General features: G+C 47.4%; 21 protein-coding genes. 8 read left to right on the top strand and 13 right to left on the bottom strand.

All coding sequences use genetic code 11. The features are described from left to right. Positions 1–66: 66 nt before the first annotated feature. Positions 67–228 (top strand): rubredoxin, encoded by a 162-nt coding sequence (rd, locus tag DW947_RS14330; protein ID WP_005830549.1) that lies wholly within the window; start codon positions 67–69, stop codon positions 226–228. Here the strand turns inward: rd and DW947_RS14325 are convergent. Next, the gene (locus DW947_RS14325) at positions 225–1,922 is read right to left on the bottom strand and encodes a Na/Pi cotransporter family protein (protein ID WP_005834507.1); all 1,698 of its coding nucleotides are present in this window, start codon (positions 1,920–1,922) and stop codon (positions 225–227) included. The two genes, rd and DW947_RS14325, sit on opposite strands and share 4 nt — an antisense overlap. Before the next feature lie 83 nt (positions 1,923–2,005). Here DW947_RS14325 and DW947_RS14320 point away from each other — a divergent pair, with 83 nt between their 5' ends. Continuing rightward, on the top strand, positions 2,006–3,679 hold the full coding sequence (locus DW947_RS14320) for a nucleoside kinase (protein ID WP_005834505.1): 1,674 nt from the start codon (positions 2,006–2,008) through the stop codon (positions 3,677–3,679). Between the two features lie 42 nt (positions 3,680–3,721). Continuing rightward, positions 3,722–5,227, top strand: a complete 1,506-nt coding sequence (locus DW947_RS14315) for a sensor histidine kinase (RefSeq protein ID WP_005830555.1) — start codon at positions 3,722–3,724, stop codon at positions 5,225–5,227. Between the two features lie 101 nt (positions 5,228–5,328). Here the strand turns inward: DW947_RS14315 and DW947_RS14310 are convergent, their stop codons facing one another. After that, positions 5,329–6,702: an aminopeptidase P family protein gene (locus DW947_RS14310; protein WP_005830557.1), complete on the bottom strand. Its 1,374-nt coding sequence runs from the start codon at positions 6,700–6,702 to the stop codon at positions 5,329–5,331. Positions 6,703–7,029: 327 nt separating this feature from the next. Between DW947_RS14310 and rpoN the strand changes: the two genes are divergently transcribed. The 5 genes from rpoN (at position 7,030) to DW947_RS14285 (ending at position 12,312) form a co-directional block, all read left to right on the top strand. Further along, positions 7,030–8,520, top strand: a complete 1,491-nt coding sequence (gene rpoN / locus DW947_RS14305; RefSeq protein ID WP_008662635.1) for an RNA polymerase factor sigma-54 — start codon at positions 7,030–7,032, stop codon at positions 8,518–8,520. 93 nt (positions 8,521–8,613) lie between these two features. Next, on the top strand, positions 8,614–9,276 hold the full coding sequence (locus tag DW947_RS14300) for a membrane protein (protein WP_005830565.1): 663 nt from the start codon (positions 8,614–8,616) through the stop codon (positions 9,274–9,276). Between the two features lie 68 nt (positions 9,277–9,344). Next, positions 9,345–9,725, top strand: a complete 381-nt coding sequence (gene gcvH / locus DW947_RS14295; RefSeq protein WP_005834498.1) for a glycine cleavage system protein GcvH — start codon at positions 9,345–9,347, stop codon at positions 9,723–9,725. A 111-nt stretch (positions 9,726–9,836) separates the two neighbouring features. Beyond that, positions 9,837–10,346, top strand: a complete 510-nt coding sequence (purE, locus tag DW947_RS14290; RefSeq protein ID WP_117963244.1) for a 5-(carboxyamino)imidazole ribonucleotide mutase — start codon at positions 9,837–9,839, stop codon at positions 10,344–10,346. A gap of 97 nt (positions 10,347–10,443) precedes the next feature. Then, positions 10,444–12,312 (top strand): 4-hydroxy-3-methylbut-2-en-1-yl diphosphate synthase, encoded by a 1,869-nt coding sequence (locus DW947_RS14285; RefSeq protein ID WP_117963242.1) that lies wholly within the window; start codon positions 10,444–10,446, stop codon positions 12,310–12,312. Positions 12,313–12,315: 3 nt separating this feature from the next. Here the strand turns inward: DW947_RS14285 and DW947_RS14280 are convergent, their stop codons facing one another. The 11 genes from DW947_RS14280 to DW947_RS14240 form a co-directional block, all read right to left on the bottom strand. Beyond that, the gene (locus DW947_RS14280) at positions 12,316–13,317 is read right to left on the bottom strand and encodes a metallophosphoesterase (protein WP_117963240.1); all 1,002 of its coding nucleotides are present in this window, start codon (positions 13,315–13,317) and stop codon (positions 12,316–12,318) included. Beyond that, positions 13,314–14,057 carry a prolyl oligopeptidase family serine peptidase gene (locus tag DW947_RS14275; protein WP_374938691.1) on the bottom strand — a complete coding sequence of 248 codons (744 nt, stop codon included), beginning with the start codon at positions 14,055–14,057 and terminating at the stop codon, positions 13,314–13,316. The genes DW947_RS14280 and DW947_RS14275 overlap by 4 nt, the downstream gene beginning before the upstream one ends. 58 nt (positions 14,058–14,115) lie before the next feature. Beyond that, positions 14,116–14,709: a hypothetical protein gene (locus DW947_RS21855; protein ID WP_227224329.1), complete on the bottom strand. Its 594-nt coding sequence runs from the start codon at positions 14,707–14,709 to the stop codon at positions 14,116–14,118. Then, positions 14,660–15,766 (bottom strand): sulfatase, encoded by a 1,107-nt coding sequence (locus tag DW947_RS14270; protein ID WP_227224330.1) that lies wholly within the window; start codon positions 15,764–15,766, stop codon positions 14,660–14,662. Before DW947_RS14270 ends, DW947_RS21855 begins: the two co-directional genes overlap by 50 nt. 19 nt (positions 15,767–15,785) lie before the next feature. Next, positions 15,786–17,522, bottom strand: coding sequence for a family 43 glycosylhydrolase (locus tag DW947_RS14265; RefSeq protein ID WP_098031789.1), 1,737 nt, complete (start codon positions 17,520–17,522; stop codon positions 15,786–15,788). A gap of 94 nt (positions 17,523–17,616) precedes the next feature. Next, a complete protein-coding gene (locus tag DW947_RS14260; protein ID WP_117963236.1) occupies positions 17,617–19,350 on the bottom strand; it encodes a family 43 glycosylhydrolase in 1,734 nt (577 codons plus the stop codon). A 56-nt stretch (positions 19,351–19,406) separates the two neighbouring features. Then, positions 19,407–20,987, bottom strand: coding sequence for a sulfatase (locus DW947_RS14255; protein ID WP_117963234.1), 1,581 nt, complete (start codon positions 20,985–20,987; stop codon positions 19,407–19,409). A gap of 13 nt (positions 20,988–21,000) precedes the next feature. Further along, positions 21,001–21,513 carry an endonuclease/exonuclease/phosphatase family protein gene (locus DW947_RS14250; protein WP_227224331.1) on the bottom strand — a complete coding sequence of 171 codons (513 nt, stop codon included), beginning with the start codon at positions 21,511–21,513 and terminating at the stop codon, positions 21,001–21,003. Beyond that, positions 21,510–21,671, bottom strand: coding sequence for a hypothetical protein (locus DW947_RS22105; RefSeq protein ID WP_227212838.1), 162 nt, complete (start codon positions 21,669–21,671; stop codon positions 21,510–21,512). Before DW947_RS22105 ends, DW947_RS14250 begins: the two co-directional genes overlap by 4 nt. A 48-nt stretch (positions 21,672–21,719) precedes the next feature. Continuing rightward, a complete protein-coding gene (locus DW947_RS14245; RefSeq protein ID WP_117963254.1) occupies positions 21,720–23,183 on the bottom strand; it encodes a RagB/SusD family nutrient uptake outer membrane protein in 1,464 nt (487 codons plus the stop codon). A 29-nt stretch (positions 23,184–23,212) separates the two neighbouring features. Further along, positions 23,213–26,275, bottom strand: coding sequence for a SusC/RagA family TonB-linked outer membrane protein (locus DW947_RS14240; protein ID WP_117963232.1), 3,063 nt, complete (start codon positions 26,273–26,275; stop codon positions 23,213–23,215). Positions 26,276–26,330 lie beyond the last annotated feature (55 nt).

The following is a 26,330-nucleotide window of genomic DNA, read 5'->3' as shown; positions in this document are numbered from 1 at the left end:
TTCAACAATAAAACAAAAAGGGCTTTTAAACGTTATTATAGGAGAATAAACCTAAAAAAGAAATTTATGGAAAAGTACATTTGCACTGTATGCGATTATGTCTATGACCCTGAACTGGGCGACCCTGAAAATGGAATAGAACCGGGAACCTCTTTCGAAGACCTTCCCGAAGATTGGGTTTGCCCTTTGTGTGGAGTAGGCAAAGAAGAATTTGAGAAAGCGTCCTAAGACGCTTTCTTTTCTTTTATATCGCTGCTAGCCTCCACTACATTCACCACATAGTCGCCCAGCTTTTCACATTCTGCAATGATGTCCATATAGTAAACACCCATCTGGTAATCATATTCCTTGTTGTTCACATCCAAAATATTCTGGTTCTTCAGCTGATTGCGGTAATTATTGATTTCGTTCTCCAAATTAAAGGACTTGTTCACATCCGCGCCTGCATGCTCCGGATGTTCCACCACGACAATCATCTGCTCCAAGGCATCATCCGTCAGCTTCATCATGAAATGAATATGCTCGTACTGCTTCTCGGTGAAATCCTGATTGGTCTGGCGCTTGCGGTTGATGGTACGTGCCAGGTTATAGCAGCTGTCGCCGATGCTCTCTATCTCCGTCACTTCACGCAGCATGGCACGTATCTGCAACTTACTCTCCGAACTCAGGCGCCCTTCGGACACTTGATTCAGATAATTGGCAATCTCCAGCTCCATGCTGTCACTGATATTCTCGTACTTCTCCACACGGCTGAACACTTTGTTGAAATCATCATCCTTCTCCGTATGCAGCAAGTCCTGCACCATTCCGAACATACGGCGGGTACGTTCGGCAAAGAGATGTATTTCCTTGCTTGCCTGCAAGATGGACAGCTCTGCCGTAGAAAGCATACCGCCCGAGATAAAACGCAAGCGATATTCCTCGTCCTGCTCCTTCATTGGAATAATGGCACAGACCGTACGTTCGATAAACTTCACGAACCATATCAATATCAGCACGTTGCAGATATTGAAGCAAGTATGGAATGCCGAAAGCTTGAAGGATACGGCCACAGCCGGATCTTTAGTACCCATCACGTTCTCTACGAACCATGACACAGCCTCGGTAAAGGGGGTGAAAAGACACAACACCCATATCACACCAAACACATTGAATACCAAATGAGCCAAAGCAGCCCTCCTCGCCTGCGTATTACCGGTCAGCGCCGCAAGGTTTGCCGTGATGGTTGTACCGATATTCTCTCCCAAAACCAGTGCTGCCCCCAATTCGAAACTAATCCAGCCGTTGGCGCACATAATAAGCGTAATGGCCATAGTTGCCGCAGATGCCTGCACAATCATGGTCAACACCGTACCGATACCCACAAAAAGGAGTATGGAGATAAAGCCCATGTCGGTATAGTCCTGCACAAATGACAGCATATCAGGATTTTGGCTCAAGTCAGGAGCATTGTTTTTCAAATAGGAAAGCCCCATGAACAAGAATGAGAAACCGAAAATAAATTCACCGACAGACTTGCGGTTACTTTTTTGAGAGAAGAGGAGAGGAATGCCGAAAGCAAGAAGAGGAAGAGCAAAGGCGGCAATGTCCACCTTGAAACCTAAAGCTGAAATAATCCATGCCGTAACAGTCGTACCGATATTAGCACCCATTATGACACCTATGGACTGTGAAAGCGTTAACAACCCCGCATTGACAAAACTTACAACCATCACCGTGGTTGCAGAGGAAGATTGTACAAGTGCTGTAATCAGCACGCCCGTCAACACACCGGTCACTCTGTTGGTTGTCATTGCGGTCAATATTTTCCGCAGTCTGTCACCGGCAAATTTTTGAAGCCCCTCACTCATAATCTTCATTCCGTAAAGAAACAGTGCCAATGAGCCGAGTAGCTTTAAAAAATCATAAAAAGAATATTCCATCTTTAATTATTTAAGGTGTTTCATTCCTTCACGTGTTATAATGTCCTATATTTAACGTGTCAACCCACTAAAAACGAGACATCATGAAACACATGTTACAAATTTGTTGCAAAAATAATAATATTTCTAAAGAATTCCCTATAGGGAGCTCACTTTTGGATATTTATTACGGTTTTAATCTAAATTTCCCCTATCAGGTAGTCAGTGCAAAAGTCAACAACCGTTCCGAAGGACTGAATTTCCGTGTATACAACAATAAGGATGTAGAGTTTCTCGACATACGTGACTCCTCAGGCATGCGCACTTATGTCCGTTCCCTCTGCTTCATTCTTTACAAAGCTGTCAGCGAGCTGTTTCCGGAAGGAAAACTGTTCGTAGAGCATCCGGTATCCAAAGGTTACTTCTGTAACTTGCGCATCGGCCGTTCCATAGAGCTGGAAGATGTGACCGCCATCAAGAAACGGATGCAGGAAATCATCGCCGAAAACATCCCCTACCATCGTGTAGAATGCCACACCACCGAGGCTGTGCGTATCTTTAGCGAACGGGGCATGAACGACAAGGTTAAGCTGCTGGAAACCTCCGGCTCGCTATATACCTATTATTACACATTGGGCGACACCGTAGACTACTACTACGGCAACCTGCTGCCCAGTACCGGGTTCATCTGGCTGTTCGACATCGTGAAGTATTACGACGGCCTGCTGCTGCGTATCCCCAACAAGGAGAACCCGAATGTACTGGAAGAAGTGGTGAAACAGGAGAAGATGCTCGACGTATTCAAGGAACACCTGCGCTGGAACTACATCATGGGGCTGAGTAACGTGGGCGACTTCAACCTGGCTTGCGAGACAGGCCATGCCACCGACCTCATCAACGTAGCCGAAGCCCTGCAGGAGAAAAAGATAGCCCAAATAGCTGACGACATCTACCACCGCGGCGAAAACGGAAACCGGGTGAAGCTCGTACTCATCTCCGGTCCATCGTCCTCCGGAAAGACGACTTTCAGCAAGCGGCTCAGCGTGCAGTTGATGACCAACGGCCTGCGTCCCTATCCCATCTCGCTGGACAACTACTTCGTAGACCGTGAAGACACCCCACGCGACGAAAACGGAAACTACGACTACGAATCACTCTACGCCCTCGACCTCGAACTCTTCAACACCCAGCTGCAGGCATTGCTCCGTGGCGAAGAAGTGGAGCTGCCCCGCTTCAACTTCAACCTCGGGAAGAAAGAGTACAAGGGCGACAAACTTCGCATCGACGAGCATACCATCCTCATCCTGGAAGGAATCCATGCCCTGAACCCTGAACTGACACCACAGATTCCCGCCGCCAGCAAATACAAGATTTATGTATCCGCCCTGACCACCATCTCGCTGGACGACCACAACTGGATTCCCACCACGGACAACCGCCTGCTGCGCCGCATCATCCGCGACTTCAACTACCGCGGCTACTCGGCACAAGAGACCATTTCACGCTGGCCCAGTGTACGTGCCGGCGAGGACAAATGGATATTCCCCTACCAGGAAAATGCCGATGTCATGTTCAACTCCGCCCTCTTGTTCGAATTTGCCGTGCTCCGCTGCCACGCAGAGCCCATCCTTACCAGTGTTCCACGGAACTGTCCGGAATACGCAGAAGCCTACCGGTTGCTGAAATTCATCAAATATTTCACCCCCGTGCAGGACAAAGAAATTCCACCGACATCCTTATTGAGAGAATTTTTAGGAGGCAGTAGCTTCAAATACTAAGTTTTTATTCTAACTTTGTGAGCAAATAAAACAAACGTACACATGAAAAAAATTATTTCGATACTTCTCTTAGCGACTTTCTGCATCTTTACTCAACTCCATGCGCAAAACCGTGCAGACGAATTGATGAAACAAGCACAAGAAAATCTTACGAAAAAAGAATATATCAAAGCCCGCTATCTATTCCTGCAAGCCTACAATGCCTTTGCCACGCAAGACAAGTATGCCCAGGCAGTGGAATGCGGCGTCAATGCCAGCGCCCTCTACCATCGGGAGAATTACTATAAAGAAGCTTTTGAACTGCTGCGCGGTGCCGAGCAAGTGGTGGCAACCGGCGAACAGAAAACGGGCAAGGCCATGCCCAACCTACGTTTCCGCATCAACAAGGAACGCCTGCAGATGTACATCAACCTGAAAAATCCCGCACGTGCCAAGGAACAGCTGACCAAACTGGAAGAGACCGCCAAAGCCTCTCACAACGACTCTCTGAGCAACGACCTGCTTTATACGCAGGCCAACTATTACTACACCTTCGGCATGAACACACAAGGTGATGCGGCTACCAACCGCCTGATAGGGCAATATAAGGAACAGAAGAACTACGCCAAAGTAGACGAATGCTACAAGACTCTTATCAGTATCGCCCGCAAAGCAAACAATGCCGGACTGGTGGCACGCACCTACGACAAGTACATCCTATGGACCGACTCCGTAAAGGCGCTTACCGCCCAAGAGGAACTGAACGCCCTGAAGAAGAAATACGATGAAAGCCTGGCCACTATCCAGGAGAAAGATGATTCCCTAAGCGCCAAGCAGTACATCATCATCGGGCTTTGCATACTCGCCGCCATCCTTGCCGCCGCACTGGTATTCGGCGCCATCGTATTGCTGCGTTTCATCATCCTCACCCGTAAACAGAAGAAGGCCATCAGCATTGCTAATGAGCACAATGAGCTGAAAACCAAATTTATCCAGAACATTTCCGCCCAAATGGAACCGACACTGGACACGCTCGACGCCTCACTGCCGGGCGTAAAAGCCCTGCATGCATTCTCCAACCATATCCAGGAACTGTCCGAATTGGAAACCACCTTGTCCGAACCCTACGAAGTGCAGGAGAAGAATATCTCCACTTTCTGTGAAGGCATCATGGACAAAATCAAAGGAATGACACAAGAAGATGTCACCCTGACCGTGAATGCCCCCAAATTGAATGTGAAAATCAACCCTGAGCAACTGGAACGCGTCTTGCTGCATTTGTTGGAAAACGCCGCCGAGTACACCCCTGCCGGAGGAAAAATATGGCTGGACTTCAAGAAACGCGGTGCGCACACCCACCAGTTCATCATCAGCGACACCGGTTGCGGTATCCCCGAGGAGCAACGCGAAAACATCTTCAAGCCTTTCACCGAAGTGAAAGACCTGACGCAAGGCGACGGCCTGGGACTCCCCATCTGCTCACTGATTGCCACCAAGATGAACGGCAGCTTGACACTAGACAGCAGCTACAACAAGGGAGCACGGTTCGTACTGGAACTGCACGCATAAACCATACATAATACAATCTGTATGACCCCTAAATTTGAGAGCCGCTTGCCACCGGCATTATCGGGACAAACGGCTCTCTGTGTATATTAAGGATGTGGTTGTCAACGCAACGCTTCCACCTCTTCCGGTGTCAACGGAATTTTCTTGCCCAAGCGACGTGCTCCCGTTTCGGTAATCAGATAATCCTCCTCATTACGGATGCCGCCGAAATTGCGGTATTCTTCCACCTTATCGTAGTTGATGAAGTCCATGAACTTCTTCTCTCCTTTCCATAAGTCAATCAGCTCGGGGATGAAGTAGATGCCCGGCTCAACCGTATGCACAAAGCCCGGTTCCAGAGGGATGGCAAGACGCTGGCTCTTGCGGCCGAACTGCGTACTCTTGGGCTGACCGTCATAGCCTACCCAGAGCTCACCCAGGTTCTCCATATCGTGCACATCCAACCCCATCATATGACCCAGTCCATGGGGATAAAACAAGGCATGCGCCCCTTCGCGCACGGCATCTTCGGCATTGCCCTTCATCAACCCCAGCTCTTTCAGCCCCTCCACCATCACTTGGGCGGAAAGCTCGTACACCTTCATATAGGGAATGCCCGGGCGAAGCGCTTTAACAGACTCCAGATGCATGGCGTTCTGGATTTCGTAAACGGCACGCTGGCGTGGAGTAAAAGTCTTGTCCGCCGGCACGGTAGACGACATGTCACCACAGTAACCCGAAGGCAGCTCGGCGCCGGCATCAATCAAGAAAAGGTCTCCCGGTTGCACCCGGTTGCCGTGATAGTGGTTATGCAGGGTCTGGCCGTTGACAGTAGCAATCGTGGCAAAAGACAGCTCGCAGTTGTTCATCTCGGCGATACGGTTCATTTCGGCCACAACCTCGTATTCGTACATGCCCGGACGAAGCACCTTCATTGCGGTGATGTGCATGTCAGCAGTCACGTCGCATGCCTTTTCTATTTCCGCTATTTCTTCTGCCGACTTGTAGTTGCGCTGTGCCACCACCGCACGGATAAACGGCACAGACCCTTCCTGACGTGCCGGAGGAACACCCAGCCAGTCCATCAGTTTCAACTTATGCTCGGCACGATAAGGGGGCAAATAATGGATGGTCTGTCCCTTCTGTACAGCCTTGTGCAGATAACCGACGATGTCGGCAAAAGGACGGGTTTCGGAAATTCCCACAGCAGAAGCCTTTTCGTGAAGGGTGGGCTGGGTACCCATCCAGACAATATGGTCGATGGTCAGCTCATCGCCAAAAATGATTTCTTTATCTTCATCTATGTCGATGAGAGCTGACAGCCCGGCAAACGACAAGCCAAAATAGTAGAGAAAAGTGGAATCCTGGCGGTAACGGAAAGTATTGTCCTCATAGTTCAAACCTTGTTCATCGTTACCCAAAAACAGTAACACTCCGGAGCCTATCGTTTTTTTCAGCTGGGCCCTGCGCTGCACATACGTTTCTTTAGCAAACATAACATTCCTTGTTTTAGTAGTTATAGGACAAAGATATAGATAATCTTTGAAAGAAGATAATACAAAAAGGAGATTAATCTATATAGTTCATAATCAGAAGACTATTTTGCCAACGTTTTTCAAGCCTTTGGCAAAGTTTTGCCACCGCGTTGGCAAAGTCTTGCCATAGGCATGGCAAAAGTTTGCCAAGCTATTGGCAAAAGCTTGTTTTCTCTTTTCTTGTTAAATATCATCAGAGAGGTTTCGTGTTATCGAACTATTCACTATTTTTGCGGTAAATATCTGAAAGAAGATGCACAATGAGTGCATTGAATAATTTATAAAAATATGGCACAAGGCTCCCGACAAGTACAGACCCAAGCGCAACAGCAGATACAAACGCTGTCGCCGCAACAAATTCTGGTGGTAAAGCTGCTGGAACTTCCCGCCGTGGAACTAGAGGACCGTGTACGTGCCGAACTTCTGGAAAATCCGGCACTGGAAGAGGGTAAGGAGGATACTCCCGGCGACGAATACCCCGACACTCCTGATACGGAAACCGGAACGGAAGACGGTGGAGACACCAGCTATGATTCTTTAAGCGATTATCTGAACGAAGACGATATCCCCGACTACAAGCTGCAGGAGAACAACCGCAGCAAAGGGGAGCAGGCAGAAGAAATTCCTTTCTCCGACGCCACCTCCTTCTATGAAACCTTGCGCCAGCAGCTCGGCGAGCAGGACTTGACTCCGCACCAGCGCGAACTGGCCGAATATCTCATCGGCTCGCTGGACGACGATGGCCTGCTGCGCAAATCGCTGGACAGTATCAGCGACGAACTCGCCATCTACGCCGGTATCGACGCTTCTCCCGAAGAGCTGGAAGAAGTATTGAAGATTATACAAGACTTCGACCCCGCCGGTCTGGGCGCCCGCACCCTACAAGAGTGCCTGCTCATCCAGATTCGACGTAAGGAAGCGCAACGGCCCATGCCCTCGCCTCCACAATACTATATAGAAGAAGATATTCTTACCCAGTGCTACGAAGAGTTCACCCGCAAGCATTGGGACAAGATTATGCAGAAATTAGGTATCAGCGAAGATACCCTGCAACAAGCCGTTAAGGAAATCTGCAAGCTGAATCCCCGTCCCGGTGCCTCGCTCGGCGAAGCCATCGGCAAGAACATGCAGCAGATTGTGCCCGACTTCCTGGTAGACACTTATGACGACGGTACCATCAACGTGACACTGAACAACCGCAACGTGCCGGAACTGCGCATGAGCCGCGACTTCACCGAGATGGTGGAAGAACACACCAAGAACCGGGCCAACCAGTCTAAGGAATCCCGCGAAGCCATGATGTTCCTCAAACAAAAAATGGATGCCGCACAAGGTTTCATCGATGCCGTGAAGCAACGCCAGAATACGCTGATGACCACCATGCAGGCCATCATAGACCTGCAACGTCCTTTCTTCCTCGAAGGAGACGAGTCATTGCTCCGCCCCATGATTCTGAAAGATGTTGCCGAACGTACCGGGTTGGACATCTCGACCATCTCCCGTGTGAGCAACAGCAAGTATGTACAGACCAACTACGGCATCTACCCGCTGAAATTCTTCTTCAACGACGGCTACACAACCGAAGACGGCGAAGAGATGTCTGTACGCGAAATACGCAAGATACTCAAAGAGTGCATTGACAACGAGGACAAGAAAAAGCCTCTGACCGATGACGAACTGACCGAGCTGCTGAAGGAGAAAGGCTATCCCATAGCCCGCCGCACGGTGGCAAAGTATCGCCAACAGATGAATATCCCCGTGGCAAGACTGAGAAGATGAGAGAAAAGGATGAGCGATTAGGGATTAAGGTTTAAAGATTAGTGCATTCAAATAGTAAATTGTAAATAGTCAAATCGTAAATAAAATTAGGTTGTGGAAGAGCATATTATAGCAGATAAAACTTTAATCAGAACAGCGAAAGTGATTTCGGCGGTATTCACACCGTTCTCCATCCCTTTCCTGGCATTTCTGGTTCTGTTTATATTCTCGTACCTGCGCATCATGCCGTTGCAGTACAAGTTGATAGTATTGGGCGTGGTGTATTGCTTCACCATCCTGATGCCTACACTGACTATCTTCATCTTCCGCAAAATCAACGGTTTCAGTCCGGAAGAACTGGTGGAACGAAAAAGGAGATACATTCCCTTTATTCTGACCATCACTTCTTATGTATTCTGCCTGCTCATGATGCACCGGCTCAATATCCCGTGGTACATGACCGGTATCATACTCTCCGCCCTGGTAGTGATGATAATCTGCGTCATTGTCAACTTAAAATGGAAACTGAGCGAACACATGGCAGGCGCCGGAGCCGTAATTGGTGGACTGGTAGCTTTCAGCGCCTTGTTCAGCTACAATCCCGTATGGTGGCTATGCCTCTTTATACTGGTGGCTGGCGTGCTGGGCACCGCCCGCATCATCCTGCGACACCACACACTGGGCGAAGTTATGGGAGGCTTTGCCGTAGGGCTTATCTGCTCGTTGCTGGTACTCCACCCGCTGAGCAACATACTGTTCCGAATCTTCCTCTTTTAAGAGCCTTGTTTAATTTTTAATTTTCAACTTTTAATTTACATAGTATCAACCCTTAAAAACTAATGATCATGAATTTCCCGACTAATGTAAAGTACACCAAAGAACACGAATGGATTCGCCTGGAAGGTGATGTAGCCTATGTAGGTATTACCGATTATGCACAAGAGCAACTGGGCGACATTGTGTTTGTCGACATCCCGACCGAAGGTGAGACATTGGCTGCCGACGAAGTGTTCGGTACCATCGAAGTAGTAAAAACCATATCAGACCTCTTCCTGCCCGTAACCGGTGAGATTCTGGAGCAAAACGAAGCCCTTGCCGACCAGCCGGAACTGGTAAACCAGGACCCATACGGCGAAGGCTGGCTCATCAAAATCAAACCCGCCGCTGATGCCGACTTCGACAGCCTGCTGGATGCCGAAGCCTACAAAGCGCTGATAAACGAATGAAAGGATTAGGGATTAGGGGTTAGCACCGGATGGAATGATAGCGCAGTCCCTACCCCCTAATCGTTAATCCCTAACCCTTATAAAATTAACCCTTTAATAATTTAAAGATTCATGTCTCCAATCGTTAGCATCATCATGGGCAGCACTTCCGACCTCCCCGTTATGGAGAAGGCCGCGCAATTGCTCAATGACCTGCATGTACCGTTCGAAATGAACGCTCTCTCTGCTCACCGCACACCGGAAGCAGTGGAGGAATTTGCCAAGAATGCTCGCCAACGCGGCATTAAAGTGATTATTGCCGCTGCCGGTATGGCTGCCGCCCTGCCCGGCGTCATTGCTGCCAACACCACACTGCCGGTAATCGGGGTTCCCGTAAAAGGGTCCGCACTCGATGGCGTAGACGCCCTCTACTCCATCATCCAGATGCCTCCGGGCATACCAGTAGCCACCGTTGCCATTAATGGTGCCATGAACGCTGCCATCCTTGCCGTACAGATGCTGGCACTGAGCGATTCCTCATTGGCTGAAACATTCGCCGCCTATAAAGAAGGGCTGAAAAAGAAAATAGTCAAGGCAAATGAGGACTTGAAGGATGTGAAGTACGAATACAAAACCAATTGAGGGATTAGAGATTAAGGATAAGGGATTAGTAAGATGAGATATAGTCCTTATCCCTTATCACTAATCCCTTATCACTAAACGCTAATCACTTATTACCGTGGATTTATTCAACTATTCCCGACGGGAAACATCAGAAGTAAACATCGGAGCCACCCCTATGGGCGGCTCCAATCCTATCCGCATACAAAGTATGACGAACACCGCTACGCAGGACACAGAAGCCAGTGTGGCGCAAGCCAAACGTATTGTCGACGCCGGAGGAGAGTATGTACGCCTCACGGCCCAAGGCATCAAAGAGGCTGAAAACCTGATGAATATCAACATAGGCCTACGCCAGGACGGATATATGGTGCCGCTTGTGGCCGACATTCACTTCAACCCGAAGGTAGCGGACGTGGCAGCACAGTATGTAGAAAAAGTACGCATCAATCCGGGAAACTATGTGGATGCAGCACGTACTTTCAAACATTTGGAGTATACCGATGAAGAGTATGCTCAGGAGTTGCAGAAGATACACGACCGCTTTGTCCCCTTCCTTAATATCTGCAAGGAGAACCATACTGCCATCCGCATCGGCGTGAACCACGGTTCATTATCCGACCGCATCATGTCGCGCTATGGCGATACACCGGAAGGCATGGTGGAATCTTGTATGGAGTTTCTGCGCATCTGCGTACAAGAGAATTTCACGGATGTGGTCATTTCCATCAAGGCATCCAATACAGTGGTCATGGTAAAGACAGTACGCTTGCTGGCAGCCGTCATGGAGCAGGAAGGTATGCGATTCCCGCTGCATCTCGGTGTAACGGAAGCCGGAGACGGAGAAGACGGACGCATCAAATCGGCCTTGGGCATCGGCGCCCTGCTGGCAGACGGCTTGGGTGACACCATCCGGGTTTCCCTGAGCGAAGCTCCGGAGGCGGAAATCCCCGTAGCCCGCAAATTGGTGGACTATATCGTGCAGCGCCACGACCATCCTTATATCCCCGGAGCAGATGTGCCGGAATTCAATTATCTCTCTCCCACCCGCCGCGAGACTGCCGCCGTACACAATATCGGCGGAGACAATCTGCCCGTGGTCATTGCCGCACGCCTGGACGGGGACATGGACTTCAATCCGCAATTCGTGCCGGACTATATCTATACGGGACGTTCCATCCCTAAACAACTTCCGGAAGGCATGCAATGCATCATCGATGCCGATGTCTGGATGGAACAAAGCAACAGCGAGACAAAACCGGACAATGCCTGGCCCGCCTTTAAAGGAGACCAGCTTCCTTTCCTAAGCAGCTGCGGCGCTTCTTTGAAATTCCTCTTCATCACGTATATGGGGCTGAATGACGAAGCCATCGCCTGCCTGAAGTATCATCCGGAAGTCGTATTGGTTTCGCAAAGCAATCACCCCAACCGGTTGGGCGAACAACGCGCTCTAGTACACCAGATGATGAAGGAAGGCCTAAAAAACCCGGTAGTCTTCTTTGAGCACTACGCAGAGAGCGAACTGGAAAATCTGCAAATCAAAGCGGCTGCAGATATGGGAGCACTCATCTTCGACGGTCTGTGTGACGGTATCCTTCTCTTCAACCAGGGAGAAACCATAAGCGGCAAAGTAGTGGATGCCACCGCCTTCGGCATCCTGCAAGCCGGACGTGTACGTACCAGCAAGACCGAATACATCTCTTGTCCCGGCTGCGGACGCACCCTCTACGATCTGGAAAGTACCATTGCCCGTATCAAGGCAGCCACCGGCCATCTGAAAGGACTCAAGATAGGAATCATGGGATGCATTGTCAACGGCCCCGGAGAAATGGCCGATGCTGATTATGGCTATGTAGGCGCCGGACGAGGCAAAATCAGCCTCTACAAGAAGAAGGAGTGCATCGAAAAGAACATTCCCGAAGAAGAGGCGGTAGAAAAGCTGATAGAACTGATAAAAAGTAACGGAGATTACGCTGAAAGGACTTAAGTCTCAGCGCAGATATTCGTCAAAGTCCACCTCTCTGAACTTAAAGTTATGATGTTCGGAGGGGTGATAGGCTTTATTCCAAGTCGAATAGGTCTTCACATCTATCTCCCTTGTCTTCCGGTTAAAAGTTACAATGCGTAAGTAGCCCTCACCTCCCAATTTACTGCCTTCCACACCACGCTGATAGTTTGCCAGCATCTGATACACTTTATTCCCCTCTTTCCCTATAGAGACCAGCGTGCCAACTCCGCTTTTCAAGACATGCCCACAAAAGACAGCTATCACATTGCGATGTCTGAGAAGCAATTTCTTCCAGATTCCAGCGCCATCGTTCACTGTGCGCCCGGGCTCTTTGCCGATGCCATATCCTTGAGGACGCCACCAGTCTTTCCCGTCATGCAACGTACTGTCACAATACAAATAGGCGTGTGTATTCAATATGACAAGCTTATCCGGATGAATACCCACTATGGAATCGGCCCATTGCAGAGCCTCATCAGAAGGCCCGAATTCCAGATTCAAGACCATCCAATCGGTATCGCCCGACCTAAGGTTTATGTAATAGTTATCCAATGTCTTTCCATCCGCACTGCCTCCCCAATAACTCTTCTGCTTATAGTCAGAAAGAGGGAAATACTTGTTGGCCATTGCAGTGTTATGCACGTCCGAAAACTTGCCGGGCTTACTGCCAATATCATGATTTCCCCACACGACAGAATAAGGTATTCCCGCTTGGCTGATACGATGAAAAGCTTTCTGCATATACGCCCATTCCACCGGAGAATTATCTTGTGTCAAATCTCCCACTTGGAACACGGCATCTATTTTCTTACGGTTGGCAACCAACCAGTCCACTTGCGAATCAAAGACCTCCGGACATTGTTCCAGATAAGTCTGCGTATCCGGTAAGACCACAAAAGTACTTACCCTACCAGAAGTGGTGCAAGAAGTAAAAAAAGCGCCCCCTAAAAAGAGCGCTCCGATAACAGACAATATCCTCATCATTTTTTCTTCTGATTAAACAGCCAACCCATAAACTCAGAATCATTGAACGCCGGTGTCCAACTGCCATGATTGACTCCAGGGAATTCGATATACTCAACATCGGCACCGGCAGCCTTCAAGGCCTTGTAAGCCTGACGCGAACCTTCTACCGGAACAATGTTATCGGCATCTCCGTGATAAATACGGAACTTCACGTCTTTGGCGGCAGAAAGCCTTGCCGGATTCACAATACCACAGATGGGAACGGCTGCGGCAAAAACTTCGGGATAACGTATCGCCAAATCAAACGTCCCCATACCGCCCATGGAAAGTCCCATCACATAAATCCGGTCTTTATCCACCTGGGGCATAGCCAAATAGGTATCCAGAAACTCCTTCAATGTGCGGAATATACGCGTAGGCTCCTGTACCTCGGGCATTTCTCCAGGTACAAACGACTTGGGACGACCCACATAAGCCCAATAATCTTCCTTAGGACACTGGGGAGCCAATACAAAAGCCGGATATTCTTCTCTGTTCACCGGATTGAGCCACATCTGCCCACCATGCACCAATTGCTTTTGATTATCATCTCCTCGTTCGCCCGCACCATGCAGAAAAAGCACCAACGGATATTTCTTCCCTGCCTTTTCTGCTTCGGGACGCAGCAAACGGTACTTCAACGAATCTCCCTGCGAAGAGACATACACTTTCTTTTCATACTCTCCATACAACTCCTGCGCATACATACACACAGACATCAACAGCATCAAGGCTGTACAAACTGTATTCTTCATATCCTACAAAATTAATGTTCAATTAAAAGTCTACTATCTCACTCTTCTTATATCCCACCCGGAAAGCCTGCACTGCCACCCGGTCTCCTTTACGGACAGCAAACGGCTCAACATATAGACTCCAATGTTTCTCTCCATTCCGTCCCCGACCATTCAACTGATAGGCATAAGAGACTCCAGGAGTGGAACACTCCAGCTTAACCTGCCCCCCCTTTTGTACAATCTGCGGAGCTGACACGAGCGGCTGTACGCCGTCCGGCCACATAGTTTGTACTATTTCCGGTTCTGTCAGCGGACGACATTGCCAATATTTCCTTTCCCACTGCCGATATACCTTCCGCAAACGGTCAATGTCTTTCCGGTAAGCCGGATCATCAATCAGATTGCACATCTCATGAGGGTCTTTCTCCAAATCATAGAACTCTTCACGCGGACGGGGCCAAACAAACCAGCTTTCCTGATTCTCATCGAGCGCGCCTTCTTCATGGAGTTGAAGCATACGGCGCATCATCGGCATGTTCAGACGAAATCCTACCGGCTGATAGCCGGGCTGATTGGGAGTATAATTACAGATATAACGATAACGGCAATCGCGCACGCCCCCCCTGCTGGTCATAGCACTTATCCATACGGTCGCGTGCAGCAAAAACATAGTGCCGCGATGGCGAAGCATATTTTCCTGCAAACGCCTTGCCATCCATATAGGCAGGAGGCTTGATGCCCGCCAATGAAAGAATCGTGGGTGGAATGTCAATGATACTGCGAAGTCCATCATCAATACTGCCGGCCAACCGTCCGTCCGGATAACGGATAATGAGAGGAATATGGGTACCAACCTCTGTTATTTCACGTTTCTGCCGAGGAAGCGGTCCACCATTATCCGAATAAAAGATAAGAATGGTATTATCCCACTCGCCTGCCGCTTTCAATTCATCAATCATCTGGCGGACAAAACAATCCACGCGGTAAATATTGCTGTACATGACAGCAATATCGCGGCGCACAATGCTGTCCTCAGGATAATAGGGTGGCAACACCACATCGTCGGGAGAGACGTAAAGCGTATCTTTCGCACTTTCCCACACCTTTTGCTCATGCGAGGCAAGGGTATTGAATATAGCGAAAAAAGGCATCCCTTTAGGACGGTTGCGCCAATGCGCCTGCCTGCCACATTCGTCCCAAGCGGTCAAAGGCGGAAGAAACTGATAGTCGGTTTTCGGGTTGTTCGTACAATAATAGCCAGCGGCACGTAACAGCTCGGTATAGCACTTTATTCCCTCGGGTAACACAATATCGTAACCGGTTACCGCCGGTGGACGTGCAATCTGCCCCCCTTGCGTACGCATATAGTTGGCATTGATATGCGTGGGATACATTCCCGTAATAAGTGCCGCACGCGAAGGAGCACTAACACCCACTGTCCCATAAATGCTGGTATAGCGTATACCCTCTGCCGCAAGGGCGTCAATAGTCGGAGTCACTGCCACACTGTCACCGAAACAGTGCAGCCAAGGACCGATGTCTTCACATACCACACAAACAATGTTTGGGCTAACAGCATCTCCATCCTCTGTGGTAGAGACAGGAATCCCACCGGCCTTGACCTCCTGCGATACAGTACAAGCAGCCCAAACGGCACTACCATATAAAAAAGAGTGTATTATCTGTTTCATTACTGTTCATTTTATACAATCAGTGCGCCTCTCGAAGAAAGACACGTTGCGAAATACCATTTTCATTGAATGCCTCGATGGCAAAATAATATTTTTGTCCCACCGTGAGGGCACGTAAGTCTAATGAATTATCGCCATATACCATCCACGAACTATACAATTTATCAAGAGCAACACCCCACAATACATTATAGCCTTGCGCACCCTTCACCGCTTTCCAAGAAATGCGGGCATTACGTTCGTCCGCTTCACGCACTACCGTAAAACCTTTTACCGTAGCCGGTTTTTTCCCACGTCCCAAACCGAACACGCGAATATCCCCCATTGCCAGATTCTTGCCCGGCACGTAATGGTGGCGATAACGAATATAGCGTGCTTCTATCGGTTGATCCAGTTCTATGTAATTATGAGGGGCATCACGGAAACTGTTGCGATAGTCCACCAATACCCGCCAACGGGCACCATCCACCGAAGCTTCTACAAGATAGCGTTGCCGGAGGTTTGGCATACGTCCCCAAAATCCGGTTTCCTCATAGTCAAAGAAATTCAGTTGCAAGGCATACACGTCACTCACTTCTTCAAGGTCTATCTCCACCCATTGCTTATCGTCATTTTTTCCGGCCACCCAGAAGGTTTTCAAGTTCTCGTCCGTCACATTTTCCACCGGATAACTTTCTAATTGCGAAGAAGCCTTCACGGGTTTGCCATAAGAAAGCAACATCCAGCCCCGGAAACCACCGCTTGTCGTCTGTCGCGAAACCTGGTCGGGAGAATAGTGAGGATAGTCACCGAAGTAAGTATCAGAGTACATCACACCGTCTTCATCAAAAAATGTAGGAAACATACATAACCTACGCTCAAACTTATAATTAATGGACAGATGGATTGTACCGAAATGCCAGTATATTCCTCCCGGACCACAAACCGTACTTCCATGCCCGGCACCGGTAGCAAATCCTCCCGGCTTGTAGCAGAACGGATTATGAGCCGCGTACTGAAAGGGACCCAAAGGAGATTTTCCTACATAAACACCGTCACCATACACATTGAACTGAGTGCCCGGAGCGGCATATTGCAAATAATATTTCCCATTGTGTTTCGTCATCCACGCACCCTCGATGAATGGCTTGATGTCACTGGTATGATTTTCGCCAAAACGTTCCCACCCATGAATGTCAGGACGGAGAAAGAGCAGTGAATCCGGCTTTTTCGCTATCGGCAGGAATTTATTCTTCATATCAAGTTCCTTACCACGGATAGGCCAACGGTTGGAAGACCCCCAATACATATAAGCACGTTCATCATCATCAATGAAAAGGGCAGGATCCTGAAGGTCGTGGAGTACCGATGGCACTGCCTTCCAGTCCCCCCGTTTGGGATTATCGGTATAAAGTATGCTCATGGCTCCGGATGGATTCCCACAAACATAGAGTACGGAATCTTTATAATTATGGGCAGCAGGAGCATTGCAACCTTCGAAATACCATTTTTCGGGAGTAATAAAGTCCCAATTCAGCAAGTCCTTGGAATGCCAGTAACCCCAGGAACGGGTAACGAACATATAATACTCCCCCCGAAACTCCACTACAGCAGGGTCGGCACCCGAACGATAGGACTTGCCCAAATGGGAATTGTGAAAAGGATAAGTATAGTCCAGATTAAGAGGGTTACAGTAGGTAGTAGTACGATATTGTGCATGTAATGAACCGACGAACAACAACATCAACCAAGCGATGCAATACGACTTTTTATCCATAGTTTTATTAAGCTGACAATAAACAAAATACACATAAAACGACAAATGAGGGTGTGTCAAAACGGTTGATGGCACACCCTCATTTTACAACACATTATCTCACTTCTTTAACGGCAGAAATTTGAGATACACCGCTTTCATTGAAAGCTTCGATAGCAAAATAATATTCCTGGTCGGTAGAGAGACATTTCATCAGATGCCTACACTCGTCACCATACACCATCCAAGAACTGTAAAGCTTGTCCGGCGCAATACCCCAAAGGATGTTGTATCCTTGTGCACCTTTCACCGGTTTCCAAGTCAGCGTGATGTCACGACGATCTTCGTGACGGTGAGGGTCAAATGTCTTCACTTGAGCAGGCGCCTTACCTTCGCCCAGACCGAAAATACGGATGGCAGAAATGGAAAGGTGCGGTGTAGGAACATGAATGTTTTTGTAACGTACATAACGTACCCGAGCAGGGGTTTCCAATTCCACGTAATCGTGCGGAGTATCCTTGAAACTATTGCTGCGGTTGACGAGGCGCGTCCAGTTGATGCCGTCCACAGAACCTTCGATGGTATAACGGTGGCGTAGGCCGGGATAACGGCCATACATGTCACTCTTATAATCGTTGTAATTCACCTGAATAGCGTTTACAGTGGCAGGTGCCTGAAGGTCTATCTCCACCCACTGTGTTTCATCGTTGGAAGAAGCCAGCCAATAAGTCTTGCAATTCTCGTCCGTCAATCCGGCAGCAGTATGACCTTCTACAGCCGAAGAACCTCTGGCAGGCTTGTTGTAAGAAAGAAGCATCCAGCCGCGGAACTCACCCTTCTTTCCAGGCACAGTAGGCGCATAACGGGGATAATCACCAAAACGGGTGTCGCAATACATGATGCCGTCTTCGTCAAAATAAGTAGGGAACATGCAGAGACGGCGTTCCCAGTGCATATTAATGGGCAGAGCCATGGAACCGAAATGCCAGTATTGCCCACCCGGTCCGAGCACCGTACTTCCATGACCGGCACCGTTGATATAACCGCCAGGCTTATAGGAAATGGGGTTATGTTTCTGATAGGTATAAGGTCCCATCGGATGGTCGGCCACATATACACCATCGGCATATACATTGAACTGAGTGCCCGGAGCGGCATATTGCATGTAATACCTCCCGTTGTGCTTTGTCAACCACGGTCCTTCGATATAGCCGCCCAGCACGGTATCGGCATGATTTTCTCCAAAACGTTCCCAACCATGTTTCTCTGGGTCGAGATTGAAAAGTTCCAGCTTCTCGCCTTCTTGTATGAAACGATGGTTCTTGTTGAGCTTCATGCCGCGAATGGGCCACTTGTTGGAAGAGCCCCAGAACATGTAAGCACTGCCGTCATCATCAAGAAAAAGGTCAGGGTCTTGCAAGTTGGTGATGATGGCAGGAGTGGCTTTCCAGTTACCCGACTTGGGGTTGTCGGTATAAAGCACACTCATCACACCCGAAGGATCGCCACAGACATAAAGTACTGAATCCTTGTAGTTATGTGCCGCCGGAGCGTTACAACCTTGTGGATACCAGTTTTCCCCCGGATTGATAAAATTCCAGTTTTGTAAATCCGTAGAATGCCAGTAGCCGTGCGTACGGGTAACGAACATATAATATTCTCCACGAAACTCTACTACGGCAGGGTCGGCACCCGAGCGGTAGGAGATATCTTTCGAAGAATTGTATATCATATAGGTATAGTCTACATTCAGCGGATTACAATAAGTATCCATGCGCATGTCCTGCGCCAAAAGGGGAGACGCCAAGCATAATAATGCCAGCAGCAGATTAGTAATCAGTCTTCTCATTATCTTTTATCTTTATTATCAGGTTATTAATGTTCAATATGTCTTCCGGTAGCTTTTCAGCGGCATAACTCCTGCGGCACATCGTATTCTTTTTGCAAGCGTGCCAGTTCAGCCTTCAGTTCGGTGGTAATCTTCTCCATTCCCTTCTTCCCATAAAGATTGTGCATCTCTTCAGGGTCTGTCTTGAGATCATAAAGTTCCCAATTGTCATCCACGTAGAAGTGCATCAGCTTGTAGCGTTCCATCTTCACACCGTAATGGGCACGCACGCTGTGGAAGCCGGGAAACTCATAATAGTGATAGTACAAGGACTTACGCCAGTCGCGCGGTGTCTTGCCTTTTTCCACCAGTTCCTTGAACGAAACGCCCTGCATGTCCTGCGGAATGGAGATGCCGCACATATCAAGGAAAGTAGGAGCAAAGTCGATGTTCTGGGTCAGACCTGTAACTTGCGTACCCGGTTTGATATGTCCCGGCCAGCGCATCACCATCGGCATACCAAAAGACTCTTCGTACATGAAACGCTTGTCAAACCAGCCATGTTCGCCCAAGTAGAAGCCTTGATCGGTGGTATAGACTACAATCGTATTCTTGTCCAACCCCGTACGTTTGAGATAGTCCAGTATCTCGCCCACACTCTCGTCCACACTTGCTACACAAGCCATGTAGTCTTGCAGGTAACGTTGGTATTTCCATTCAGCCACTTCCTTAAATGAACGTGGCTTGGAATAGAACTCATTATTTCGATCGCGGTAAGCATCAAGGAAACGGCGGCGTTCTTCCGGTGTCATTGTTCCCATGAAAGCGTGCGGCCAAGGGTCAAAGAGCAGGCTGTCGCTATCGATACCCGCAACCATCTTCAAATCGTGACCTTCGTACATGTCACGGTATATATTCATCTTCTGCATCTGTGCTGCGTAACGTCCCTCATAGGCATCGTAATAATTATCGGGAAGCGGGAACTTGGCGTGTTCATACAAACGATAATGCCGTTCGGCAGGTACCCAATTGCGGTGAATGGCTTTGTGGTGCATCATCAGGAAGAACGGCTTGTTCTTGTCACGACCGTTGTCCATCCATTCCTCACAATATCGAGTGATGAGGTCGGTGACGTAACCCTTATGACGAGTGGTGTCATCCTCAGTAATGAACTGCGGATTGCAATAGTCGCCCTGGTCATTGAGAATCATCCAATGATCGAAGCCGGTAGGCTTAGAAATAAGATGCCACTTACCGATGACAGCAGTTTCGTAACCGTTCTGCTGCAATATCTTGGGCAGAGTTTGCTGTGAACCGTCAAATCCCAGCGCCCAGTTCTTCATGAAGCCATTCTTGTGGCTGTGCTTACCCGTAAGTATGGCGGCACGGCTGGGTCCTGAAATGGAGTTGCAACAATAGTTGTTTTGGAACACTGCGCCTTCCTGCCCGATACGGTCGATGTTTGGAGTAGGAGCGACCCGGCCTATGGGATGACCGTAAATGCTCATCGCTTGTCGGGCATGATCGTCGCTCATAATAAAAATGATGTTAGGACACCCGTCGTTGCGGACTTCCTGATCTTGCCAGCCTTGCTCCTGATCCTGGACGGAAGGAACAAAGGGGAGCAAGGCAAGTCCTAAAGAAAGTTTATAGTTCATTATCTTCTATAATTTATAAGATCTTCAAAGTAGCCAGTACGGGAGCATGGTCGGACAAATAACCGTTGTCTGGCTTGTCACCGATAGTGCGGTAACGTTCTGCCTCTACGGGGCCATTCACAAATATAAAATCTATCAGCTTGCGCCTCTCCAGCGGAATGCGTCCGAAGTCATGAAAGCTCCACATCGGTCCGTAAGCAACCTTTGCCATAACGCAAGTGTTCTTCATTCTGCCTTCCGTCAATACAACGACCGGCTCGGAATCCATCGTTCCATTAAAGTCTCCGGTAACAATTACCGGAAGGTCTCCCGCCATTTGTTTTATCTTCTCAAGTATCAACTTGGCACTTTCACTGCGTGCCACCTTACCCATGTGGTCGAAGTGGGTGTTGAAGGCAGCTACTTCCCTGCCACTCACCTTGTCTTTCAACACTGCCCAAGTCACAATACGCTCGCAGGCCGCATCCCAGCCTTTCTTTCCGATGGAATCGGGAGTTTCACTCAGTCCGAAATCTCCGTTCTTCAAAAGTTCAAAACGATCTGTCTTATAGAAAACGCCACATGGTCCAAACGGATGTTGAACGACATCACCTCTACCTCGGCTTCCGGTTGCTTGCCGCACGAAGCGACAAGCAATGCGAAAGCAACCAATACACTATTGAAAAACACGTTTTCTATAGTCATAATCCTTTTTAATATATGTAAAACCTAATCAACTAACGTTCCTCAAAACTATTCATCTTTCGGTTCAAGCAACAAATCCGGGATTTGAGTGTATTGGTTAAAAGGAACTGGAAAGTATTGATTCTCTTCCGTCCAATTCAACTCCTTCAATTCCGTTGCTGCTAAACCGGTACGAAGAAGATCAGTATAACGTTCACCCCACTCAAAGAATAACTCCATACGACGTTCGTCAAGCACTTGATTAACAGTTACATTTGTAAGTTCCGGCATTTCAGCACGCCTTCTTACTTCATTGAATGGAGCATCACCGTTTTTCCCATTTCTGATTTTAGCCTCTGCATTCATAAGAAGGACATCAGCATATCGGAAAATACGGATATTATTATTTGTACCATACTTCGTACGTCCAGGAGTAAGCTGGCTCGCTGGAGTATAAGCCTTACCGTTCCAACAATCTGCATTCGCCGGATTTTTCCGCGGATTAATATAGTCACCACTCGGAGTCGTTTCACCCGCCAGCAAAAATGAGGTAGTGGCACGTACAGTTTCTCCACGCTCATAAGCCCAATCCCGGAAAGATTCATAAACACCACAGTGTCCCCAACCGGAAATGTTCCCGGAGTTGACTGGTCCTTGACAAATAAACCACTCACCCGGTTCTACCAAATCACCGGAACCATTACCGAAATCAGTACACTGGCACTCGAAGATAGACTCGTCACATAACTTCCCGGGAATCTTAAACAACTGATAATAATCAGAATAAAGAGAAAAATTACCGTTTGAAATAATATCATCTGTGAGTTCCTCTACTTTATCATAATTCCCCATATTCAGATAAATCTTAGCAGCCAAAGCAGCAGCAGAAAAAGCCGTTACAGCACCAATATGAGAACTTTGATTAGGGCGTATACGAGGCATGTTATCAATGCCATACTGCAAGTCTTTCAATGCATATTTATAAACGGCATCAACCGTAGAGCGCTGCAAATCTGTCTGATTATTATCACGAAGGATAGTAACCGGACCAAAAGCCTGAACCATACGGAAATAAGCGTATGCTCGCATGAACATGACTTCACCCCGATATGCCTTATAGTTTTTCATATCGCCGTCATTTTTTATGTTCTCTGCATACAAATCCAAGGTTTCAATGGCAGAATTGGCGACTTTGATGATATTATAATACTGTTTCCATATTTCATCAATCCCCCAAAAAGAATCATCATATTTATAGAAACCTACATTTTTAAAAATGTCATTCTGAACTCCATATATATCCTGCTCACGAATCGTAGTAAGCTCCCAAATGACCCAGTGCATACCGCTGGTACGGATTTTGGCATATACACCGGAAACGGGCTGGTACATATTTTCAAGATTTGTGTAATCCACCTTTTCCTCCGGCACTTTGCCCTCAGGCTCTTTATCCAGAAAATCATCACACGATGTGATTGAAAACATCATCAGAGCAGACGTTATATATATCAATGGTTTCACTAAAGCTTTCATCATAGCTAATATCTTTTAATGTGTTATTTCTAAAAATCTATTCTCAAGCCGAAAGTATAGGTCGATGTCAAAGGATATACCTCTGTATCCCAGCCCTCACTATCCGACAATTCAGGAGTAAATGTATTGGCCTTGAAGGTGGTGAATGGACGGTCGGCCGTCACACTCAAACGCAATCCAGGCAGTATGTAATTACCCATCTTGATTTTACGGAATGTGTAACCAAGCGTAATATTCTGAATACGGAAATAATCTGCACTCTCAACAAAATATGAACTGTAACGCTGATCACTCACATTCCAAGTCTTCAGCAGAGCAGCTGCCGACGGGTCAGAGTTTGTCGAACCCGGACCAGTCCAGCGATTTTCATACTGGGCAAGATCAAAGTTATAGTTCTGAGATGCATAACGTAACGCACGTTTACGATTGAACATCTGAGCGCCAGTTTGCCCATAAGTGGTCAATTCAAAATCAAGGTTTTTGTAATTGAAACCGAGATTAATGCCATACGTAAAATTAGGAATATATGAACCTAAACAAGTACGGTCGTTTCCATCAAGAACACCATTATCATCAAGATCGGCATATTTCAAGTCACCCGGCACACAACCATTGGCTACTGCAATAGGATCGGCAGCACATTCTTCTTCCGTCTGATAAACGCCTACCATCTTGAAGCCATAGAATGAGTTCATTTCTTTCCCCACTATGTTTACGGTTTGGCCTCCCTTGATAATGCTGTTACCACTCAAATCTTTGACACGGTTCCTCAAAGTGGAGATGTTTACTCCTATATTATAAGTAAAATCCTTTCCAATCCGGTCACTCCAATGAGCACTGACATCAATACCAGAATTGAGAATCTTGCCATAGTTGCCGGCAAGTGTTGTGGTACTGAATGGAAGAAGCGGAGAAATTACAGCATTTTTAGTCATCCGATGATAGTAATCGACATCTATATTCAGACGGTTACTAAGAGTAATAAAGTTCAAGCCGGCATTCCACTCCTCAACAACTTCCCACTTCAACCAGCTAAAATACGTACTGTTCTGAAAGCCTGCAAATGTACTGTTCCCAAACACGCCTGATGCCGCATTACCAGTGGTAATGGAGGCAAAACCATCGCTTGCCTTCACTTGGTCGTTACCAAGTTTTCCCCAACTTGCACGTAATTTCAAGAAATCGACCCATTTTTGATTCTTTAAGAACGACTCCTCCGAAAGAACCCAAGCAGCACCTACGGAAGGAAAGTACCCCCAGTTTTCCTGATACTTGCTGGAACCGTCAGCACGCATAGTGAACATCAACAGATACTTATCATTATAATTGTAGTTCAGACGGGCAAAATAGGAAAGACCTCTGTAACAAAAACCGTCATCGGTTACAGTGGCACCCGTTGCATCACCATTCTTGATATACCAGTATTCATCCGCACCATCAGGCACATTACTGGCTTTGCCCTCGAAATAGCGCCATTGCTCCTGACGCATGGAATAGCCAAGCATAGCACCAAATCGGTGTTTACCCCATTGTTCATTGTAAGTCAAGGTATTATCCCAAATGTAATTATAATATTTATTTTCGGTTTTCTTCAACTGGGTAGCAGCCGACTGCTGCCAACTGCTCACATAATAAGCGGGAGTAAACTCACGACCTTGAGTAGACAGAAAACTATAAGAATAGTTTGTCTTGAAATTCAATTTGTCAGGAATCAAATTAAACTGGGCATAAAAATTACTCAATACCTGATAATTTTCATTCCGGGAATCAAAATACTTGGCTGCAGCAATAGGATTGTGGAAATTCGAACTATAGCCGATAGCATCCGGAGAACCAAACTTATCAGGAAACCCCTTGTCATTATTCTCATCGTAAAGAGCCACAATCGGAGGACAATTGAAAGCTTTCTGCCATGCTGTATTATTGGGTACTTGCTGGGTAGAGTTACTGAACACTCCACTAAAACCAACTTTCAACCAGTTCGCTACATCAAAGTCTAGAGAACTGCGGAGGTTCAAACGCTTATAGTTATTTTCAACATCCATAATGCCATCCTGATATAGGTAGCTTACACCAACAGAATAAATTGCTTTATCTGAACCTCCATTTATATTCATGCTGTGATTTGTTATCAAGGCAGTACGTAAAAGCTGGTCATACCAATCATTGTCTGCCCCAAAAGTCCAGTTGTGAAAATCAGGGTCTGAGTAACTTCCACCATATTTATCAATTGACTGCTTAAAGTGTGACTGATAGGCATCATAGTCTCCTTCAAGCAACATTGTCGCATATTGATGCGCATTGCAAAGTTCAAGTACGTTAGAAGCTTTCTGAACCCCTATATAACCATCGTAAGTAACGGTAGGTTTTTGGTTACGGGTTCCCTTTTTGGTAGTAATTATAACAACACCATTTGCAGCACGTACGCCATAAATAGCTGCTGCCGAGGCATCCTTCAAAATGGTCATATCCTGAATATCCGCATTATTCAAGAAATTAATATTATCATAAAACATACCATCAACCACAAACAACGGTTTGCTGTTGGAAAATGAACCGACACCACGGATTTGTACTGTGGGACCTTCACCCGGAGCACCACTGTTCACGACATTGACACCGGGCACTTTTCCTTGGAGAGCAGCCATTGGGGTCGCTGAAGGGCTTGACATTAAAGCTTCTCCCTTAACCACAGTGATAGGTGCAGTCAAATCTTTAGCTTTCGCAGCTCCGTAGCCAATCACAACCACTTCTTCCAACTGTTGGGAATCTTCTTTCAGCATTACATTAATAACCGTCCTTCCGTTTACTTTCACATCTTGTGACAGCATACCTATATAACTGAAAATAAGTATCCCGTTTTCCGGTACATCCTTTAATGTATATTTCCCATCTAAATCAGTAATTACGCCGTTATTGGTACCTCGCACAAGGATAGAAACTCCAATCAAAGGTTCACCTGATAAATCCGTTACAGTACCGTTCACTATTTTTGTCTGAGAAAACATCGGCGTCATCACTAATAGCAGACACGCCATCAAAAATATTTTTTTTGCCACAAAACACTTCAAGGAATGTGTATTATCTTTCATCGTATCACTTTTTTAAAATTAATAGAATATAAATCACTGGTTAACAACTTTAAAA

Origin of the sequence: Bacteroides sp. AM44-19 (assembly GCF_003603395.1) — a bacterium.
Taxonomy (GTDB): domain Bacteria; phylum Bacteroidota; class Bacteroidia; order Bacteroidales; family Bacteroidaceae; genus Bacteroides; species Bacteroides uniformis.
Note: the sequence above shows the minus strand (reverse complement) of the source record. Positions and strands in the feature narration are given on the sequence as shown.

What these genes read in the sequence shown, in the direction of transcription:
- rd (WP_005830549.1), top strand. Translation starts at nt 67, where the DNA reads ATGGAAAAGTACATTTGCACTGTATGCGATTATGTCTATGACCCTGAA.
- DW947_RS14325 (WP_005834507.1), bottom strand. Translation starts at nt 1,922, where the DNA reads ATGGAATATTCTTTTTATGATTTTTTAAAGCTACTCGGCTCATTGGCA.
- DW947_RS14320 (WP_005834505.1), top strand. Translation starts at nt 2,006, where the DNA reads ATGAAACACATGTTACAAATTTGTTGCAAAAATAATAATATTTCTAAA.
- DW947_RS14315 (WP_005830555.1), top strand. Translation starts at nt 3,722, where the DNA reads ATGAAAAAAATTATTTCGATACTTCTCTTAGCGACTTTCTGCATCTTT.
- DW947_RS14310 (WP_005830557.1), bottom strand. Translation starts at nt 6,702, where the DNA reads ATGTTTGCTAAAGAAACGTATGTGCAGCGCAGGGCCCAGCTGAAAAAA.
- rpoN (WP_008662635.1), top strand. Translation starts at nt 7,030, where the DNA reads ATGGCACAAGGCTCCCGACAAGTACAGACCCAAGCGCAACAGCAGATA.
- gcvH (WP_005834498.1), top strand. Translation starts at nt 9,345, where the DNA reads ATGAATTTCCCGACTAATGTAAAGTACACCAAAGAACACGAATGGATT.
- purE (WP_117963244.1), top strand. Translation starts at nt 9,837, where the DNA reads ATGTCTCCAATCGTTAGCATCATCATGGGCAGCACTTCCGACCTCCCC.
- DW947_RS14280 (WP_117963240.1), bottom strand. Translation starts at nt 13,317, where the DNA reads ATGATGAGGATATTGTCTGTTATCGGAGCGCTCTTTTTAGGGGGCGCT.
- DW947_RS14275 (WP_374938691.1), bottom strand. Translation starts at nt 14,057, where the DNA reads ATGTCTGTGTGTATGTATGCGCAGGAGTTGTATGGAGAGTATGAAAAG.
- DW947_RS21855 (WP_227224329.1), bottom strand. Translation starts at nt 14,709, where the DNA reads ATGACCAGCAGGGGGGGCGTGCGCGATTGCCGTTATCGTTATATCTGT.
- DW947_RS14270 (WP_227224330.1), bottom strand. Translation starts at nt 15,766, where the DNA reads ATGAAACAGATAATACACTCTTTTTTATATGGTAGTGCCGTTTGGGCT.
- DW947_RS14265 (WP_098031789.1), bottom strand. Translation starts at nt 17,522, where the DNA reads ATGGATAAAAAGTCGTATTGCATCGCTTGGTTGATGTTGTTGTTCGTC.
- DW947_RS14260 (WP_117963236.1), bottom strand. Translation starts at nt 19,350, where the DNA reads ATGAGAAGACTGATTACTAATCTGCTGCTGGCATTATTATGCTTGGCG.
- DW947_RS14255 (WP_117963234.1), bottom strand. Translation starts at nt 20,987, where the DNA reads ATGAACTATAAACTTTCTTTAGGACTTGCCTTGCTCCCCTTTGTTCCT.
- DW947_RS22105 (WP_227212838.1), bottom strand. Translation starts at nt 21,671, where the DNA reads ATGACTATAGAAAACGTGTTTTTCAATAGTGTATTGGTTGCTTTCGCA.
- DW947_RS14245 (WP_117963254.1), bottom strand. Translation starts at nt 23,183, where the DNA reads ATGAAAGCTTTAGTGAAACCATTGATATATATAACGTCTGCTCTGATG.
- DW947_RS14240 (WP_117963232.1), bottom strand. Translation starts at nt 26,275, where the DNA reads ATGAAAGATAATACACATTCCTTGAAGTGTTTTGTGGCAAAAAAAATA.